The sequence below is a fragment of the Protofrankia sp. CiP1_Cm_nod3 genome (genome assembly GCF_982290655.1).
This window is the reverse complement of record NZ_CEVIVD010000003.1, coordinates 71,179-87,598: the sequence shown is the minus strand read 5'-3', so window position 1 is coordinate 87,598 and position 16,420 is coordinate 71,179. Positions and strand designations below refer to the sequence as shown.

23 protein-coding genes are annotated in these 16,420 nt (G+C 69.4%); 1 reads left to right on the top strand and 22 read right to left on the bottom strand.

Features of this window, described 5'->3' with window-relative positions; genetic code table 11:
• Positions 1-74 precede the first annotated feature (74 nt).
• Positions 75-941 carry a hypothetical protein gene (locus tag AC5LUJ_RS01940; protein ID WP_493464365.1) on the bottom strand — a complete coding sequence of 289 codons (867 nt, stop codon included), beginning with the start codon at positions 939-941 and terminating at the stop codon, positions 75-77.
• Between AC5LUJ_RS01940 and AC5LUJ_RS01935 the strand changes: the two genes are divergently transcribed.
• Entirely contained in the window at positions 940-1,782 is an 843-nt protein-coding gene (locus AC5LUJ_RS01935; protein ID WP_250282626.1) for a hypothetical protein, read from the top strand. The two genes, AC5LUJ_RS01940 and AC5LUJ_RS01935, sit on opposite strands and share 2 nt — an antisense overlap.
• A gap of 130 nt (positions 1,783-1,912) precedes the next feature.
• Here AC5LUJ_RS01935 and truA read toward each other — a convergent pair whose 3' ends face one another.
• The 21 genes from truA to rplN form a co-directional block, all read right to left on the bottom strand.
• Positions 1,913-2,752: a tRNA pseudouridine(38-40) synthase TruA gene (gene truA / locus AC5LUJ_RS01930; RefSeq protein WP_250282624.1), complete on the bottom strand. Its 840-nt coding sequence runs from the start codon at positions 2,750-2,752 to the stop codon at positions 1,913-1,915.
• A 594-nt stretch (positions 2,753-3,346) separates the two neighbouring features.
• On the bottom strand, positions 3,347-4,003 hold the full coding sequence (gene rplQ / locus AC5LUJ_RS01925; RefSeq protein ID WP_250282622.1) for a 50S ribosomal protein L17: 657 nt from the start codon (positions 4,001-4,003) through the stop codon (positions 3,347-3,349).
• A 291-nt stretch (positions 4,004-4,294) separates the two neighbouring features.
• A complete protein-coding gene (locus AC5LUJ_RS01920; RefSeq protein ID WP_250282620.1) occupies positions 4,295-5,347 on the bottom strand; it encodes a DNA-directed RNA polymerase subunit alpha in 1,053 nt (350 codons plus the stop codon).
• A 205-nt stretch (positions 5,348-5,552) separates the two neighbouring features.
• On the bottom strand, positions 5,553-6,179 hold the full coding sequence (rpsD, locus tag AC5LUJ_RS01915) for a 30S ribosomal protein S4 (protein WP_047221581.1): 627 nt from the start codon (positions 6,177-6,179) through the stop codon (positions 5,553-5,555).
• A 193-nt stretch (positions 6,180-6,372) separates the two neighbouring features.
• Entirely contained in the window at positions 6,373-6,777 is a 405-nt protein-coding gene (gene rpsK / locus AC5LUJ_RS01910; protein ID WP_013875088.1) for a 30S ribosomal protein S11, read from the bottom strand.
• A gap of 92 nt (positions 6,778-6,869) precedes the next feature.
• Positions 6,870-7,250, bottom strand: coding sequence for a 30S ribosomal protein S13 (gene rpsM / locus AC5LUJ_RS01905; RefSeq protein WP_250282618.1), 381 nt, complete (start codon positions 7,248-7,250; stop codon positions 6,870-6,872).
• A gap of 197 nt (positions 7,251-7,447) precedes the next feature.
• Positions 7,448-7,561, bottom strand: a complete 114-nt coding sequence (gene rpmJ, locus AC5LUJ_RS01900; protein ID WP_003956441.1) for a 50S ribosomal protein L36 — start codon at positions 7,559-7,561, stop codon at positions 7,448-7,450.
• A 114-nt stretch (positions 7,562-7,675) separates the two neighbouring features.
• Positions 7,676-7,897, bottom strand: coding sequence for a translation initiation factor IF-1 (infA, locus tag AC5LUJ_RS01895; protein ID WP_006541558.1), 222 nt, complete (start codon positions 7,895-7,897; stop codon positions 7,676-7,678).
• A gap of 252 nt (positions 7,898-8,149) precedes the next feature.
• Positions 8,150-8,989: a type I methionyl aminopeptidase gene (map, locus tag AC5LUJ_RS01890; RefSeq protein WP_250282616.1), complete on the bottom strand. Its 840-nt coding sequence runs from the start codon at positions 8,987-8,989 to the stop codon at positions 8,150-8,152.
• Between the two features lie 342 nt (positions 8,990-9,331).
• Positions 9,332-9,985 carry an adenylate kinase gene (locus tag AC5LUJ_RS01885; protein ID WP_250282614.1) on the bottom strand — a complete coding sequence of 218 codons (654 nt, stop codon included), beginning with the start codon at positions 9,983-9,985 and terminating at the stop codon, positions 9,332-9,334.
• Positions 9,985-11,277, bottom strand: coding sequence for a preprotein translocase subunit SecY (secY, locus tag AC5LUJ_RS01880; RefSeq protein WP_250282612.1), 1,293 nt, complete (start codon positions 11,275-11,277; stop codon positions 9,985-9,987). Before secY ends, AC5LUJ_RS01885 begins: the two co-directional genes overlap by 1 nt.
• 460 nt (positions 11,278-11,737) lie before the next feature.
• Positions 11,738-12,232 carry a 50S ribosomal protein L15 gene (gene rplO, locus AC5LUJ_RS01875; protein ID WP_250282610.1) on the bottom strand — a complete coding sequence of 165 codons (495 nt, stop codon included), beginning with the start codon at positions 12,230-12,232 and terminating at the stop codon, positions 11,738-11,740.
• Entirely contained in the window at positions 12,229-12,414 is a 186-nt protein-coding gene (gene rpmD, locus AC5LUJ_RS01870) for a 50S ribosomal protein L30 (protein WP_250282642.1), read from the bottom strand. Before rpmD ends, rplO begins: the two co-directional genes overlap by 4 nt.
• Positions 12,414-13,022: a 30S ribosomal protein S5 gene (gene rpsE / locus AC5LUJ_RS01865; protein WP_013875095.1), complete on the bottom strand. Its 609-nt coding sequence runs from the start codon at positions 13,020-13,022 to the stop codon at positions 12,414-12,416. Before rpsE ends, rpmD begins: the two co-directional genes overlap by 1 nt.
• A gap of 49 nt (positions 13,023-13,071) precedes the next feature.
• Positions 13,072-13,440, bottom strand: a complete 369-nt coding sequence (gene rplR / locus AC5LUJ_RS01860; protein WP_250282609.1) for a 50S ribosomal protein L18 — start codon at positions 13,438-13,440, stop codon at positions 13,072-13,074.
• Between the two features lie 11 nt (positions 13,441-13,451).
• On the bottom strand, positions 13,452-13,988 hold the full coding sequence (gene rplF, locus AC5LUJ_RS01855; protein ID WP_250282606.1) for a 50S ribosomal protein L6: 537 nt from the start codon (positions 13,986-13,988) through the stop codon (positions 13,452-13,454).
• 11 nt (positions 13,989-13,999) lie between these two features.
• Positions 14,000-14,407, bottom strand: a complete 408-nt coding sequence (gene rpsH, locus AC5LUJ_RS01850) for a 30S ribosomal protein S8 (protein WP_250282604.1) — start codon at positions 14,405-14,407, stop codon at positions 14,000-14,002.
• A gap of 196 nt (positions 14,408-14,603) precedes the next feature.
• Positions 14,604-14,789 carry a type Z 30S ribosomal protein S14 gene (locus AC5LUJ_RS01845; RefSeq protein WP_131748532.1) on the bottom strand — a complete coding sequence of 62 codons (186 nt, stop codon included), beginning with the start codon at positions 14,787-14,789 and terminating at the stop codon, positions 14,604-14,606.
• A 142-nt stretch (positions 14,790-14,931) separates the two neighbouring features.
• The gene (rplE, locus tag AC5LUJ_RS01840; protein WP_250292537.1) at positions 14,932-15,504 is read right to left on the bottom strand and encodes a 50S ribosomal protein L5; all 573 of its coding nucleotides are present in this window, start codon (positions 15,502-15,504) and stop codon (positions 14,932-14,934) included.
• A 136-nt stretch (positions 15,505-15,640) separates the two neighbouring features.
• Complete coding sequence (rplX, locus tag AC5LUJ_RS01835) at positions 15,641-15,967, bottom strand: 50S ribosomal protein L24 (protein WP_493464369.1); 327 nt, start codon at positions 15,965-15,967, stop codon at positions 15,641-15,643.
• A 2-nt stretch (positions 15,968-15,969) separates the two neighbouring features.
• Positions 15,970-16,338, bottom strand: a complete 369-nt coding sequence (gene rplN / locus AC5LUJ_RS01830; protein ID WP_013875102.1) for a 50S ribosomal protein L14 — start codon at positions 16,336-16,338, stop codon at positions 15,970-15,972.
• Positions 16,339-16,420: the final 82 nt, after the last annotated feature.

Here is a 16,420-nt window from a genome sequence, read left to right as displayed (position 1 = left end):
GGCACGACCGGCCGGGGACCCCCATGCACCGATCCATGCACTGATCATCCATACACTGATCATTCATGTAATGATCATCCAAAACTACAAAGATCTGTCGGACATCGTAGTCTACGGGGGATGGACGAGAAGCCAGAGCAGCCGCCAGGCGCCTCGGGGGACGCCGTAGAGGCTGTGGATGCAGCCGAGGATCCCGCCGAGACAGCGGATCCCGCGGATCCCGCGGATCCGTGGGTCCCGGCAGCAGACGACCCGCTGTTCGGCCCCCTGAACACGCTGCCGGCCTCCATCCGCAGACCCGTGTGGACGTCCGACGCCGGGATCTTCGACCGGGCGGCCACGGTCCAGCCGCTGGACAGCGCGCTCGTGCCAGCCGCCACCCCGCCCACGGCCCGCGAGACCGGCTCCGTGCCACGGGAGAACCAGCCCGCGGACGAACAGCCAGCGGACAGCCAGCCGGCGGACAGCGCACCGCCGACCATCCCCGGCGGCTCACCGGAGCCGCCGGCCGGCACCCCGCCGGAGACGCCGAGCACCGGCACAACGCTGGAGACACCGAGCACCAGCGAGGCGCCGGAGACGCCAGACGACGGCGGGGTGACGCCAAGCAGGGATACGGTGCCGGTCGGCAGAAAGAACGGCGCCTCCGGCAAGCCGGCACCCGCCACGGCCCAACCGCCGGCCGGGGAGCCGAAACCGTCCGAGATCTCGGCGGCACCGCAGGCCTCGGCGGCACCGGAAACCCCGACGGCACCGAAGACCTCGGCGACGGCCTCGGCATCGTCAGGGTCCTCAGCGCCCTCGCCCCCCTCGAAGATCGCGGCGCTACCGACGGTCCCGAACTCCTTGAAAGCCCCGGCGTCGCCGGGGAACCCGGTGCCCTCGCCGGAAACCTCGACGGCGCCAGTGGCCCAGGCGTCGCCCGAGAGCCCCGCGGGCATGCCCTCCGTCGGCGGGGACGCACACCGCCAGCGCAACCAGACCGTCCCGTCTGTCCCGCGGGCAGCCGCGCCCGGCGTCGACGGCACCGGCCGCGGCCCCTCCGGCGGCACCGCTCCCAGCGGACGGCTCCTGTCCGCGGGCCGCCTCACCAGACCGGCTGTGATCATCGGTGTCGTCGTGCTCGTGGCCGTCGCGGCCATCGCCGTCCTGGCAGGCCGTGACCAGGACGACGCCAAGGGCCCGTCAGCCACGCCCGCCACCGTGTCGGCGGCCAGCCCCACCTTCGTCAACAGCGCCCGGACGGACTCCGACCCGGTCACGGCCGCCGAGTTCTTCGGCGCTCCCCGGGCCACCCTCAACCTGCACACCTACACCCGGCTGGCGCAGAAGCTGGACACGGGCTGCCCGGGCCTGACCGGCGAACTCGTCAACACGCTCCCGGGTGACCGGTGCCGGCAGCTCGTCCGGGCGGTCTACCTGTCCGAGCCGGACACCTCCGGACGCCGGGTGCTCGCGGCCACTTCGGTACTCGTCCTGGACGAGGCGAGCACAGCCGCGAGCGCGGCCAAGGCCGTCACCGAGGGCCGGGGCGGCGTACCAGCCCTGCCGGTGCCGGCCGAGTCGCTTCCCGGCGCGGCGGTGACGAACCCGACCGCTGACAACTCCTGGCGGACCGCCCCCGTGAGCGGGCACTACCTGATCGTGATCCAGCTGGCCTACACGGACGGGGCCGAGGGCGCCCCCACCGACCCGGCGCTGACCACGGCGCGCCGCGACCTCGCCCTGTTGGCCAGCCAGCCGATCTCGCAGCGGGTCCTCGTCGGCCACGGGCCACGCTGACCCCGCCTTCCCGCCCCGGGCCGCTACCCCGCCAGGCGCCGCCGGCCGGGAGGGACGGCCGTGCGGACAGGCAGCGCCGTGCGGACAGGCTGTATGGACGGCCGCGCGGGCAGGCCTGTGCGGGCCAGGGTCATCCGGACGAGCTCGTCGGCACCCGCACCGCCCGGGTCACCGCCGCCCGGGCCGCCAGCTCCGCGTCGGGCGGGTAGCGGACCTCGACGAGGGTCAGGCCGTGGGGCGGGGCCACCGTCACCGCCGGGTCACGGGCACCGCGAGCGAGGACGTCCGCCGGCCAGTGGCGGGGGCGCCGCCCCTCCCCCACCGCCAGCAGCGCACCGGCCAGGGCCCGCACCATGGAGTGGCAGAAGGCGTCCGCCTCCACGTCCGCGACGACCACACCGTCATGGCCGTCGGGCACCCGTGCCACGTCCAGGCGCAGCAGTGTGCGCACCGTGGTCGCGCCCTCCCTGCGCCGGCAGAAGGCGGCGAAGTCGCGCTCCCCCACCAGGGCCAGGGCCGCGTCGGCCATCCGCTCGGCATCCAGGGGACGCGGCCAGGCCAGCGTGTCGTGCCGGCGCAGCGGATCGACCCCGTACGGTGCGTCAGCGATCCGGTAGACGTAGCGGCGGGACAGCGCGGAGAAGCGGGCGTCGAAACCCGGCGGTGCCGGTGCCAGGGCCGTGATCCGCACAGCACGGTCGAGCACGCCGTTGAGCCTGCGCGCAAGCCCACCGAGCGGGACGTCGTCGGGGATGTCCACGTGGGCCACCTGGCCGCGGGCGTGGACGCCGGCATCGGTACGCCCGGCCACGGTGAGCCGGACCGCCGGCAGTCGCGCCACCCGCATCAGCGCGTCCTCGACGTCACCCTGCACGGTGCGCTGCCCGGGCTGACGTGCCCACCCCGCGAACGGGGTGCCGTCATAGGCGAGGCCGAGACGGAGCCGGAGCAGGCCGTCGACAGCGCTCACCGCTTCCTGACGATTCGGGTCACACAGTTGTCGATCATACTTCGGGTCATATCGTCCCGCAGGACACAAAGAAGATGGTGTAAGCACATCGGATATCACCGGAATCACGGCGGCACGCGAAACATGAGGTCCACCATCCTCCGCCAGATGGTGGACCGGTGCGATGCGGGTCCCGTCGAGGCGGCCGGAGCCCCTCCCCGAAGCAATCCCAGGACAACCATTGCGCAACCATGGGCCACCCGGCGCAACGCGGCGGACGTTGGGACGTACGAGCCGACGGGAGGAGCGTACGAACCGTCGGGAAGATCGCGGGAAGACCCTGTCAGCCTGTTGGCCTGTCGCCGGTAGGCCTACCGGCCTGTCGGCCGGATCAGGCTCCCCCTGGAGCGGGGCTGCGCACGGGCTCTGACCGCGGACGGGGCCCACGCTGTCTGACCGATGCCAGCAGGCCAGTAGCTGACAACGACCAAGCCGGACGAGCGGCCCGGGGACGGACCCCCGATGCTCGTCCGGCTTCAGCTGGTTCCGGCCTGTCGGCCAGGCTCAGCCAGCCCGGTCGGTCCCGGAAAGCCGGCCCGGTCGACCCCTGAAAGCTCAGTCGGCCCTGGGGCTCTTCGGCGTGTCGTCGGCGTTCTCCTCCACCGGCTCCTCCACCGGCAGCGCCGGTGCCGACTCGGTGCCGGCATCGGTGTCAGCGGGCGTGGCGACGGCCTCGACAACGGGAGCGTCGGCCTCGGCGGCCGCCTCGGCTTCGGCGGCAACCGCTGCCGCGGTGGGCGACTCCTTCGCCAGGTCGGCCGCGGCCTCGGCCGTCGCGCCGGTGGGGCGGCGACGGGGGGCGAAGCGGGTGCCCCGGGCCTGCTCGGCCTCCCGGACCGCCTGCTGGGCGAACGTCAGCGCCTCGACCAGCTCGATGCGGGCCAACGGGGCGTTGTCTCCCCTGCGGGGCCCGAGCTTGACGATGCGGGTGTAGCCACCGTTGCGGTCCGCGTAGCGTGGGCCGATCTCGGTGAACAGGACGTGCACCACCGACTTGTCGCGGACGAACCTGAGCACCCGCCGACGGGCGTGCAGATCGCCGCGCTTGGCGAAGGTGACCAGCCGCTCGGCGTACGGACGCAGCCGCTTCGCCTTGGTCTCGGTCGTGGTGATGCCGCCGTGCTCGAACAACGCGGTGGCGAGGTTGGCCAGCAACAGCCGCTCGTGCGCGGGGCTGCCACCGAGCCGGGGGCCCTTGGTAGGCGTGGGCATGACAGGTGCTCCTCGATCCTTCTATCCCGCCGGATGGCTTCGCCGGAATCCCTAGGAAGACCCCGAGCTCGTGGGCGGGCCACCGCCTGGGGGCCACGCAACCGCCGTCGACGATCACGCAAAAACCAAGATCAGTAGACGCGGAGCATCGGGCGGCGCGGCAATGATACCGCGCCGCCTTCAGCCCGAGCGCCGCTGCTTCTTCGGTGCTGCCTGCTGGGTGCCGCTGTTCCCTGGTGCCTGTTCATCAGTACCGCTCCGGCTGGTACCGCTCCGGCTGGTACCGCTCGGTCAGTACTGCTCGGTTTCGACGAACTCCGAGCCGTCGTCGGCAGAGTCGCTGAACGGCGCCGACGAGTAGGTGTCGGTGCCGTAGGTGTCCACCGCGTGCCGCGGGTCGAACCCGGGCGGGGAGTCCTTGAGCTGGAGAGCCATCGCGGCGAGCTTCGTCTTGACCTCGTCGATCGACTTCTGCCCGAAGTTGCGGATGTCGAGCAGATCCGCCTCGCTGCGGGACACCAGCTCACCGATGGTGTGGATGCCCTCGCGCTTGAGGCAGTTGTAGGAGCGGACGGTGAGGTCCATCTCCTCGATCGGCAGCGCCAGGTCCGCGGCGAGCGCGGCGTCCGCGGCGGACGGGCCGATGTCGACGCCCTCCGCCTCGGCGTTCAGCTCCTGCGCGAGGCCGAAGAGGCCGACGAGCGTCTTGCCGGCGCTGGCCATCGCGTCCCGCGGCGAGATCGACTGCTTCGTCTCGACGTCCACGATGAGCCGGTCGAAGTCGGTGCGCTGCTCGACACGGGTCGCCTCGACCTTGTAGGTGACCTTGAGCACCGGGGAGTAGATGGAGTCCACCGGGATCCGGCCAATCTCCTGCCCCGGCTGCTTGTTCTGGGCGGCGCTGACGTAGCCGCGACCGCGCTCGACGGTCAGCTCGATCTCGAGCTTGCCCTTGTCGTTGAGGGTGGCCAGCAGCAGGTCGAGGCTGTGGACCTCGACGCCGGCCGGCGGGGCGATGTCCGCCGCGGTCACCGCTCCCGGGCCCTGCTTGCGCAGGTACATCACGGTCGGCTCGTCGTTCTCCGAGCTGACGACCAGCTCCTTCAGGTTCAGGATCAGGTCGGTGACGTCCTCCTTCACGCCGGGAACGGTGGAGAACTCGTGCAGCACCCCGTCGATACGGATGCTGGTCACCGCCGCGCCGGGGATGGAGGACAGCAGGGTCCGGCGCAGCGAGTTGCCGAGGGTGTAGCCGAAACCCGGCTCCAGCGGCTCGATGACGAACCGCGAGCGGAACTCCGAGATCGGCTCCTCGATCAGCGTCGGACGCTGGGCGATAAGCATGGTGTACGTCCTTCCGAACACGACGACCGCTATATGACGCCGTGACTACGACTCCAGTCGGAGCCCGTGGGCGGGACCTCTGTCCGTCCCGTCCACGTCGTACCCGTTCCAGTGTGGACCATCCGGAACGGGATGTCCGCACCGGGCCCGGCGGTGGGCCCGGTGCGGTGCGGCCTGCCCGAGGCATGGCCTGCCCCGGTATGGCCTACTTGGAGTAGAGCTCGACGATGAGCTGCTCCTGCACCTGGGTGTCGATCACCTGCCGGGCCGGCAGCGAGTGCACCAGCACCCGCAGCTGGCTGGGAATGACCTCCAGCCAGGGCGGCGGGGTGCGCTGGCCCGCGGTCTCCCGGGCGATGATGAACGGGGTCAGCTCGCGCGCCTTGGGCGCGATCTCGACGATGTCGTTCTCGCTGACCCGGTAGCTGGGGATGTCGACCTTGCCACCGTTGACCACGACATGGCCGTGGCGGACGGCCTGGCGCGCGGCGTCCCGGGAGGGAGCGAAGCCGGCGCGGTACACGACGTTGTCCAGCCGCGACTCGAGGATCTTCAGCAGCTCGTCACCGGTCTTGCCGGTGCGCCGGTTGGCCTCGTCGTAGTAGCCGCGGAACTGCTTCTCCAGGACGCCGTAGATGCGCGCGCACTTCTGCTTCTCACGCTTCTGCAGCAGGTACTCGGAGTCCTTGGTACGGCCGCGGCCGTGCTCACCCGGGGGGTAGGGGCGGATCTCGATCGGGCACTTGGGCGATTCGCACTTGCTGCCCTTGAGGAACAGTTTCGTCTTCTCACGGCGGCAGCGCTTGCAGTCCGCGCCGGTGTAGCGGGCCATGCTTGTCCTTCTCTCCTTTTTCGGCCAGGGGTGGCGCGAGGATGTGCTTCTTCGCGCCACCGGAGGCCTTCGAGGCCCTGGTGCTGCTGGCGCGAACCCGACCGGAGGTGGCGCGGTCATGCTCCGTGTCGCGCCACCGACAGCCGCGGTACTGCTCTGTTGTCAGATCCTGTCTGTCACCGGATCCCGCTGGTCAGACTCGGCGCCGCTTGGGCGGCCGGCAGCCGTTGTGCGGGGTCGGGGTGACGTCCTGGATCGCGCCGACCTCGAGACCGGCCGCCTGCAGGGAGCGGATCGCGGTCTCCCGTCCCGAGCCGGGGCCCTTGACGAAGACGTCCACCTTGCGCATTCCGTGTTCCTGCGCCTTGCGGGCGGCGTTCTCCGCGGCCATCTGGGCGGCGAAGGGGGTCGACTTGCGCGATCCCTTGAATCCGACGTGGCCGGCGCTCGCCCAGGAGATCACGTTCCCGCTGGGGTCGGTGATCGACACGATCGTGTTGTTGAAGGTGCTCTTGATGTGGGCGTGGCCGTGCGCGACGTTCTTCTTCTCCTTGCGCCGGACCTTCTTGATGCCGGCGGCACGCGTCTTTGGCGGCATATGCTTTCGTGATCTCCGTTTACGAGGTCGTCGGTCAGCGCCTGGCCATGGCCACCGTCGACGGCTGCCGGCCGGGGCGGCTGACTACTGGCTTACTTCTTGCCGGCCTTCTTCTTACCGGCGATGGCGCGGCGCGGGCCCTTGCGGGTACGCGCGTTGGTGTGCGTCCGCTGGCCGTGGACGGGGAGGTTGCGCCGGTGCCGCAGGCCCTGGTAGCAGCCGATCTCCATCTTCCGGCGGATGTCCTGGCGCACCTCCCGCTGCAGGTCACCCTCGACCCGGTAGTTCGCGTCGATCCACTCCCTGAGCCGGACGATCTCCTCGTCGGTCAGGTCCCGGACGCGCGTGTCGGGGCTGACCCCGGTGGCGGCAAGAGTCTCCAGGGAACGGCTGCGGCCGATCCCGAATATATAGGTCAGAGCGATCTCCACCCGCTTGTCACGCGGGAGGTCTACGCCGGACAGGCGTGCCATGCCAGGTGTTTCCTTCCTTTACCGGAGGTCTTGAGCGTCTCCGTCCCGTGCCGACGACGTGTGCGCCGGCCCGGGCCCCGGCCTCCGACCGGGGGTGGATACCGCATACCGCGGCCTGGTGACGCTTGGACGGGCATCGCCCCGGCAGCAGATGGCCGTGGCCGTGGACACCGGCCTCAGGCCATCCGCCGAGGCTGTCAGCCCTGGCGCTGCTTGTGGCGCAGGTTGTCGCAGATGACCATCACGCGGCCATGGCGACGGATCACCTTGCACTTGTCACAGATCTTCTTGACGCTCGGCTTGACCTTCACGGCTGCACGGACCTCCCTTGCGCAGCCGCTTCAGGTGCGTCTGCGAATGGCTGTGGTGTCACAGGCTGCCGACGACGTCGAGAAGCAGCGTCACGCCGCCGGTAGCCAGAGAGCTTACTTGTAGCGGTAGACGATCCGACCACGGGACAGGTCGTAGGGCGACAGCTCCACCACGACCCGGTCCTCTGGAAGGATCCGGATGTAGTGCTGACGCATCTTGCCACTGATGTGGGCGAGTACCCGATGACCGTTCTGGAGCTCGACCCGGAACATCGCGTTCGGGAGTGGCTCCACGACTCGGCCCTCGATCTCGATAGCCCCGTCCTTCTTCGGCATGTCCTCCGCTGTCCTACCCTCGAGTGTCCGACGGTGGACACAGACGAACATCAACATCTCGCGAACATCAATATCTCGCGAACATCGATGTCCCGCTAACCGTCGGCTTTCAAGTGTACGTGGCCCACTCGTCAAGGGCCAACCTGGCTCCGTCACCAGCGTCGATCAGCAGCGTCGATCACTGCCGTCGGCGGCGACCGGAGGACAGCGATCGTGCCGGCAGCGGATCACGGCGAGCTACCGGTGACGGCCTCAGGACGCGGGCGTCCCGACCGGCTGTCCGCAGGCGACCCCCAGTTCGGCGAACTTCGCCGCGCCACCGTCGAGGGCCGTCAGCACCCAGGGCCCGCGTGGGGTCACCGCGACCGTGTGCTCGGTGTGCGCGGCCCAGGAGCCGTCCGTGGTGGCGACGGTCCACTCGTCACCAAGCACCCGGGTGTCCGGCCGCCCTATCGTGATCATTGGCTCGATCGCCAGCGCGAGCCCCTCGACCAGGCGGATCCCCCGGCCCGGCCGCCCGTGGTTGAGCACGTGCGGCGGCTGGTGCATCTCGGTCCCGATGCCGTGGCCGCCGTAGTGGTCCACGATGCCGTACCCCCGCGGGCGGACGTGGCGCTCGACCGCCGCCGAGATGTCGGTCAGCTTCCCGCCGAGCTGCACGGCCGCCAGGCCCTGCCACAGCGACTGCTCGCACACCTCGATCAGGTCGAGGAACTGCTGGGGCACCGTCCCGACCGGTACCGTGATCGCGGAGTCGCCGTGCCAGCCGTCCACGATCGCGCCGCAGTCGATGGAGATGATGTCCCCCTCGCGCAGCGCCCGTCTGCGGTGCGGTATCCCGTGGACGACCTCGTCGTTGACGGACGCGCAGATCGACGCGGGAAAGGGCGGCCGGCCGTAGCCCTTGAAGGAGGGAATCCCGCCGTCGCCGCGGATCGACTTCTCTGCGATCGTGTCAAGCTCCGCAGTGGTGATCCCCGGCTCGACCGCCGCTCGCAGCTTCTCCAGGGCGCGCGCGACGACAAGCCCCGCCACCCGCATCTTCGCGATCTCACCCGCGGTCTTGATCTGGACATGCTCTCGTCGCGCCACGCTCGTCGCCCCGGTCCGTATCCCTAGTAACCCTGTGATATCGCTGGTAGCTCTGTGGTCCCGTCCGCCTGTGACGGCGGCCGTCCCGTAGGCCTCCGGTGGCGCGAACAGTGAGGACACGCTATCGGAGCCACTTGGCGGCGCGTCCGTGAGCTTGCCATCGGTACCCCACCCCGCCCTAGTGTGCCTGCCACGTCGCCGGTAGCACCACAGCCGGCCACCCCTGATGCCCCACACGGAGCCAGGGCCACACCGGGGCGGGTGGCACCAGGCCAGCCGCGGAACGGGCCGGCCGCGCACCAGGCCGGCCGCGGAGGGGCGGGCCGAAGCGGCCGGCGGGCGTCAGCTCGCGTAGTGGCGCAGGGCGTCGAGAGCGCGGTCGGTGACATTGTCCACCGGGCCGGTCGCGTCGATACCGATCAACAGGCCCTTCGCCGCGTAGTAGGCGACCAGGGGTGCGGTCTGCTCGGCGTAGACCTCCAGCCGGTGGCGTACCGTCTCGGAGCGGTCGTCGTCCCGCTGGAACAGCTCGCCGTTGCAGCGGTCGCAGACACCTTCCAGCGCGGGCGGGTCGAAGTCGATGTGCCAGATGTGACCGCAGTTACGACACGTCCGCCGCCCGGACAGGCGCAGCACCACCTCGTCGTCGTCGACGACGAGCTCCAGGACGACGTCCAGGCGCGTGCCCATCTCCTCGAGCAGCTGGCCCAGCACCTCGGCCTGGGGCACGTTGCGGGGGAAGCCGTCGAGCAGGAAGCCCTTGGCCGCGTCGTCCTCGGCCAGCCTGTTGCGGACCATGCCGATGGTGATCTCGTCGGGGACGAGGTCGCCGGCGTCCATGTACTGCTTGGCGAGCACCCCCAGCTCGGTGCCCTCCCGGACGTTCGCCCGGAAGATGTCGCCCGTGGAAATCTTGGGAATCGACCGCGCCTGGGCGATGAAGGCGGCCTGGGTGCCCTTGCCAGCGCCCGGAGGTCCGACCAGTACGAGGCGCACTACCGCAGGAAGCCTTCGTAATTGCGGAGCATGAGCTGGCTTTCGATCTGTTTCACCGTCTCCAGCCCCACTCCGACAATGATCAGTACTGACGTTCCGGCGAACGGGAAGGGCTGCTGTTTGGTGAGGTTCAACAGCGCCAGCGGAAGGACCGTGATGGCACCGAGGAAGAGCGAGCCCGGGAGCGTGATCCTGGACAACACGCGATCGAGGTACTCCGCGGTGGGTCGTCCTGGCCGGATGCCGGGGATGAAACCGCCGTACTTCTTCATGTTGTCCGCCACCTCGGTCGGGTTGAAAGTGATGGCCACGTAGAAGTAAGTGAAGAAAACGATCAGCGCGGCATAGCTGACGAGATACAGTGGGTGGTCGCCGCGAGCCAGATAGCGCTGCTCGAAGTCCTGGAAGGCCTTGTTGTCCCAGACCTGCCCGAGCAGCTGCGGCAGCTGCAGCAGCGCGGATGCGAAGATCACCGGGATGATGCCGGCCTGGTTGACCTTGATGGGCAGGTAGGTCGAGGTGCCGCCGTACATCCGGCGGCCGATGAGACGCTTGGCATACTGCACCGGGATGCGGCGCTGCGACTGCTCGACGAAGACGACGAACACGACGATCACCAGCCCCAGCAGGCAGACGAGGGCGAAGACCACGCCACCGGCCACCTGGAGGATCCGGCTGCCCTGGGAGGGCAGCGCCGCCGCGATCGACGTGAAGATCAGGAGAGACATCCCGTTGCCCACCCCGCGGGCGGTGATCAGCTCACCCAGCCACATGATCAGGGAGGTGCCGGCGGTCATCGTGATCACGATGACCGCGATCCGGAACAGGCTGGTGTCCGGAATGATCGGCGCGGCGCAGCCGGGGAACAGGTTGCCGCTGCGGGCGAGGGCGACGATGCCGGTCGCCTGCAGAACCGCCAGCCCGATCGTCAGATAACGGGTGTACTGGGTGAGTTTCTGCTCACCGGAACTGCCTTCCTTCTTCAGCTGCTCAAGCCTGGGGATCACCACCACCAGCAGCTGAATGATGATGCTCGCCGTGATGTACGGCATGATCCCGAGCGCGAAGATGGACAGCTGCAACAGAGCGCCACCGCTGAAAAGGTTGATCAGCGAGTAGACGTTGCTGCTGTCGGCGCTCGCCGAGGACAGACAGGCGTTGATCGCCTTGGTCGACACCCCGGGGGAAGGCAGTACGCTGCCGATCCGGAACAGGATGATGATCCCGAGAGTGAAAAGCAGCTTTTTGCGCAGGTCAGGCGTGCGGAAAGCCCGTGTGAAGGCGGTGAGCACGACTCCTCCTGCTGATCGTCACGGCAAACGCACCCGGTGGACGACTGCCCTGACCGAAGATAGGACCGGCAGTGCGCGGTGTGCCGACTGTAACAGTAGAGACGGTCCACTCGTCCCGACATGGGCCTGCGGCAGGCCCGTCATCCCCGGTCACCGCGGATACGGAAGGGTGTGGAACTGTCCTCCACCTCCGGTAGCCGGCGACATCAGGCATCAACCTCGGCGTTCGAGGCGTTCGGGGTAAGGGTAACGGCAGTGCGCCGCCCGAAGCCAGCGGACTCGGGCGACGCGACGGCTCCAGCAGATCCTGGCTGCCCCGCCAGCCGTGGCCGACGGGGCAGCGGGACACCGGAGGGCAGCCCTCCAGCACCTCCGAGGCCCCGGTGGGCCAGGTCGTGTCCGGTGGATCCCTGGCCGGCGCGGGCGGCGCCCGCGCCGGCCGGCACCCACCGGATGTGGCCTAGATCTCGGTGACGCTGCCACCGACAGCGGTGATTTTTTCTTTGGCGGACGCGGAGAAAGCGTGGGCGCTCACACTCAGCGCGATCCCGATCTCTCCGTCGCCGAGCACCTTGACCAGGCTGTTACGACGGACGGCACCGGCCTGGACGAGATCGTCCAGGCCGATCTCCCCCCCGTCGGGGAACAGCTCGGCGAGCGTCGCGACGTTGACGACCTGGTACTCGGTGCGGAAGCGGTTACGGAACCCCTTGAGCTTGGGCACCCGCATGTGCAGCGGCATCTGGCCGCCCTCGAAGCGGGCCGGGACCTGCTTGCGGGCCTTGGAGCCCTTGGTGCCGCGGCCGGCGGTCTTGCCCTTGGAGGCCTCACCACGGCCGACCCGGGTCTTTGCCTTGTGGGCACCCGGCGCGGGCCGCAGGTGGTGGATCTTCAGGCTGGGCTCCCGCCGGGCATCGGCGGTCTCCGGCTCGGTTGTCTTGGTCAGCTCGCTCACGCGTCCACCTCCTCGACCCTGACGAGATGACTCACAGTAGCGATCATCCCGCGCACCTCCGGACGGTCGTCCCGTTCGGTCGTCGCGTTGATCCGGCGCAGGCCGAGGGTCCGCAGCGTCTCACGCTGGTTGCGGGTCCCGCCGATCCCCGAACGGATCTGTGTGATCTTCAGACGGGCCATCACGCACCGGCCCCGACCGTGCGGGCACGCAGCATCGCCGGCGGCGCCACGTCCTCGATGGGCAGGCCACGGCGGGCGGCGATCTCCTCGGGGCGCATCAGGCCCCGCAGCGCCGCGACAGTGGCGTGCACGATGTTGATGGGGTTCGACGAGCCAAGTGACTTCGACAGCACGTCGTGGACGCCCGCGCACTCCAGCACCGCGCGGACCGGGCCGCCGGCGATGACGCCGGTACCCGGGGATGCCGGCTTGAGCAGCACGATCCCCGCGGCGGCCTCGCCCTGGATCGGGTGCGGGATCGTCGAACCGATCCGCGGCACCTTGAAGAAGTGCTTCTTGGCCTCCTCCACGCCCTTGGCGATGGCGGCCGGCACCTCCTTGGCCTTGCCGTAGCCGACACCGACGGTGCCGTCGGCGTCCCCGACCACGACCAGGGCGGTGAAGCTGAACCGCCTACCGCCCTTGACGACCTTCGCCACCCGGTTGATGGCGACCACTCGTTCGACGTACGCGTTCTTGTCCTGGGCCGGACCGCCGCCCTGGCGGTCGCGGCGTTCCCGACGGTCAGAGCCGCCGGAGCCGCCTCCGCGGCGCTGCTGGCCTGGCATCAGTGAATCTCCCTGTTCGTTGAATATCCGCGCGTGCAGGCCCGAGGCATCAGAACTCCAGCCCACCTTCCCGGGCCGCGTCCGCCAGCGCGGCGATCCGCCCGTGGTAGGTCCGCCCGCCGCGGTCGAAGACCACCGCGGTGACGCCGGCCTTGCGGGCGCGCTCGGCGACCAGCTGGCCGACGGCCTTCGCCAGCTCGGTCTTGTCGCCGTCCACGGTACGCAGCGCGAGGTCCAGCGTGGACGCCGAGGCCAGGGTGTGGCCGGCGACGTCGTCGATGACCTGGGCGTAGATGTGGCGGGTCGAGCGGGTGACCACGAGGCGCGGGCGGACGGGCGTGCCCGAGACCTTCTTGCGTATCCGCGCGTGCCGGCGGAACTTCGCCGTACGCCGCTGGGCGCTGACACTGACAGCCATGATCCGTTCCCCTACTTCCCGGACTTGCCGACCTTGCGGCGGACGACCTCGCCCTGGTACCGCACGCCCTTGCCCTTGTACGGGTCGGGCTTGCGCAACCGCCGGATCTTGGCTGCCACCTCGCCGACCTGCTGCTTGTCGATCCCGTGAATGACGAAACGGGTCGGCGTCTGCACCTCGAACCTGATGCCCTCGGGGGCCTTCACCGGGACCGGGTGGCTGAAACCCAGAGCAAACTCCAGATCCGAGCCCCGGGCCTGCACGCGGTAGCCGACACCGACGATCTCAAGCGTCTTGGAGTAGCCGGCGGTGACGCCGGTCACCATGTTCGCCACCAGGGTGCGGGTCAGCCCGTGCAGGGCGCGCGAGCGGCGCTCGTCGTCCGGGCGGGCGACGAGCAACTGCCCGTCCTGCGCGCTGACGGTGATCGGCTCCGCCACCGAGTGGCTGAGCGTGCCCTTCGGGCCCTTGACCACGACCTCCGTGCCGTCGACGGAGACATCCACACCGCTTGGCACCGGAATCGGTAGACGTCCGATACGTGACATCGCGCGACTCCTTACCAGACGTAGGCGAGGACTTCCCCGCCTACTCTGCGCTTGTTCGCCTGCTTGTCGGTCAGCAGGCCCGACGATGTGGAAATGATCGCCACACCGAGCCCACCGAGCACCTTGGGAAGGTTGGTCGCCTTGGCGTAGACCCGCAGGCCCGGCTTGCTGATGCGCTTCACGCCGGCGATGGAGCGCTCCCGGTTCGGGCCGTACTTCAGCTCCACGACGAGGGACGCGCCAACGGTCCCGTCCGGGGGCTCCTCGACGTGCCACCCGGCGATGTAGCCCTCCTGCTGGAGGATCTCGGCGATATGCGTCTTGATCTTGCTGTTCGGCATGACCACTCGATCGTGGTATGCCCGGTTGGCGTTGCGGACACGGGTCAGCATGTCCGCAATCGGGTCTGTCATCGTCATGGGGCTGGAACCTTCCTCGCGACGGTTCCCCGCGGCGCGTAGCCGTGGGGCCTACCGCGAACGGTGGGTGGTGTGCGTCAGCTTCCGTGGCCCGCGCGGCCCGCGTCGGCGCGGCCCGTCAGGTACGACGCCCGGCGGGCTGGACGGCATCCCCGTCACGCCGGCACGACGCGCCGGGGAGCCGTTCCCGCGGGCTCTACCACGAGCTCTTGGTGACCCCGGGAAGCTCGCCGCGGTGCGCCATCTGCCGCAGGCAGACCCGGCAGAGGCCGAACGCGCGGTATACCGACCGCGGACGCCCGCACCGCTGGCAGCGGGTGTAACCCCGCACGCCGAACTTCGGCTTGCGGATCGCCTTCTCAATCAGTGCTTTCTTCGCCATCTGACCTGTTTCCTCCAGGGCCGCCGGCCGTATGAAAAAATCTTCGCACAGCCTTTGGCCGGCACTTCTTCCAGGGCCGCCGGCCGTACGAAAAAATCTTCGCACAGCCTTTGGCCGGTATCTCCTAGCGGAGGGCCGCCGGCTAGCTCTCGCGGAACGGGAAGCCCAGCGCCCGCAGCAGCGCGCGGCTCTCGTCGTCAGTGGTCGCGCTCGTGACGACCGTGATGTCCATCCCGCGGACCCGGTCGATCCGGTCGATGTCGATCTCGTGGAAGATCGACTGCTCGGTGACGCCGAAGGTGTAGTTGCCGGCGCCGTCGAACTGCTTCGGCGAGAGCCCCCGGAAGTCACGGATACGCGGGAGTGCGACCGAGACCAGCCGGTCCAGGAACTCCCACATGCGGTCGCCGCGCAGGGTCACCTTCGCCCCGATGGGCATGCCCTCACGCAGCTTGAACTGCGCGATGGACTTCTTCGCCCGCCGGACGGCCGGCTTCTGGCCGGTGATCGAGGCAAGGTCCCGCAGCGCACCGTCGATGAGCTTGGCATCCCGGGCGGCGTCCCCGACGCCCATGTTGACCACGACCTTGACCACGGTCGGGATCTGCATCACGTTCGCGTACTGGAACTGCTCGCGCAGGCCCGCCGCGATCTCCTCGCGGTACCGCTGCTTCAGCCGCGGCAGCGGACGGGCTTCAGTGGTGGTGGTTGTCATCTCTCGTTTCCTTGCAGCCTCGGCCCAACGGACGGCGATCCCCACCGCGATCCGACAGGAACGCCGTCGGCGGCCACCCGAACGCCACCGACGGCCCCTTCGATCACACCGGCTCCGCTCACACCAGCCATGCCGGCTACAGCTCGGTGCCGGTACGGCGGGAGATCCGCACCTTCGTACCGTCGTCGTTGACGCGGTAGCCGATCCGGGTGGGACGGTTGTCGGAGGGATCCACGATCATGACATTGCTGACGTGGATGGGCGCCTCCTGGGTGATGATCCCCCCGGACTGCGAACCGCGGGCCGAGGTGTCCACCCGGGTGTGCCGGGTGACCCGGTTGGCACCCTCGACGAGCACCTTGTTCTCGGTCGGGAAGGCCCTGATGACCTTCCCCCGCAGGCCCCGGTCCTTACCCGTGATGATCTGGACCGTGTCACCCTTCCTGATCTTCATTCCGGCCACGGTCACAGCACCTCCGGCGCCAGTGAAATGATCTTCATGAACTTCTTGTCACGCAACTCGCGACCAACCGGCCCGAAGATACGCGTGCCTCGGGGATCCCCGCCGTCCTTGATGAGCACGGCGGCGTTCTCGTCGAACCGGATGTAGGAGCCGTCAGGACGACGACGCTCCTTGGTAGTGCGTACGACGACCGCCTTGACCACGTCACCACGCTTGACGCCGGCCCCGGGCAGGGCGTCCTTCACGGTCCCGACGATGATGTCGCCGATGCCGGCATAACGACGCCCCGAACCACCGAGCACGCGGATGCACAGCAACTCCCTGGCACCCGTGTTGTCGGCGACCCGAAGTCGCGACTCCTGCTGGATCACTTCCCGCTCCCGAACTGCGTCGGCGCCCGCCTGCCGGCGGCCGGCTCGCTGGACCTACTGTGCGGCCCGCGGCGACACGCCG

What these genes read in the sequence shown, in the direction of transcription:
- AC5LUJ_RS01935 (WP_250282626.1), top strand. Translation starts at nt 940, where the DNA reads ATGCCCTCCGTCGGCGGGGACGCACACCGCCAGCGCAACCAGACCGTC.
- AC5LUJ_RS01940 (WP_493464365.1), bottom strand. Translation starts at nt 941, where the DNA reads ATGCCCGCGGGGCTCTCGGGCGACGCCTGGGCCACTGGCGCCGTCGAG.
- rplQ (WP_250282622.1), bottom strand. Translation starts at nt 4,003, where the DNA reads ATGCCCACGCCTACCAAGGGCCCCCGGCTCGGTGGCAGCCCCGCGCAC.
- AC5LUJ_RS01920 (WP_250282620.1), bottom strand. Translation starts at nt 5,347, where the DNA reads ATGCTTATCGCCCAGCGTCCGACGCTGATCGAGGAGCCGATCTCGGAG.
- rpsD (WP_047221581.1), bottom strand. Translation starts at nt 6,179, where the DNA reads ATGGCCCGCTACACCGGCGCGGACTGCAAGCGCTGCCGCCGTGAGAAG.
- rpsK (WP_013875088.1), bottom strand. Translation starts at nt 6,777, where the DNA reads ATGCCGCCAAAGACGCGTGCCGCCGGCATCAAGAAGGTCCGGCGCAAG.
- rpsM (WP_250282618.1), bottom strand. Translation starts at nt 7,250, where the DNA reads ATGGCACGCCTGTCCGGCGTAGACCTCCCGCGTGACAAGCGGGTGGAG.
- infA (WP_006541558.1), bottom strand. Translation starts at nt 7,897, where the DNA reads ATGCCGAAGAAGGACGGGGCTATCGAGATCGAGGGCCGAGTCGTGGAG.
- rpmD (WP_250282642.1), bottom strand. Translation starts at nt 12,414, where the DNA reads ATGGCCCGTCTGAAGATCACACAGATCCGTTCGGGGATCGGCGGGACC.
- rpsE (WP_013875095.1), bottom strand. Translation starts at nt 13,022, where the DNA reads ATGCCAGGCCAGCAGCGCCGCGGAGGCGGCTCCGGCGGCTCTGACCGT.
- rplR (WP_250282609.1), bottom strand. Translation starts at nt 13,440, where the DNA reads ATGGCTGTCAGTGTCAGCGCCCAGCGGCGTACGGCGAAGTTCCGCCGG.
- rplF (WP_250282606.1), bottom strand. Translation starts at nt 13,988, where the DNA reads ATGTCACGTATCGGACGTCTACCGATTCCGGTGCCAAGCGGTGTGGAT.
- rpsH (WP_250282604.1), bottom strand. Translation starts at nt 14,407, where the DNA reads ATGACGATGACAGACCCGATTGCGGACATGCTGACCCGTGTCCGCAAC.
- AC5LUJ_RS01845 (WP_131748532.1), bottom strand. Translation starts at nt 14,789, where the DNA reads ATGGCGAAGAAAGCACTGATTGAGAAGGCGATCCGCAAGCCGAAGTTC.
- rplE (WP_250292537.1), bottom strand. Translation starts at nt 15,504, where the DNA reads ATGACAACCACCACCACTGAAGCCCGTCCGCTGCCGCGGCTGAAGCAG.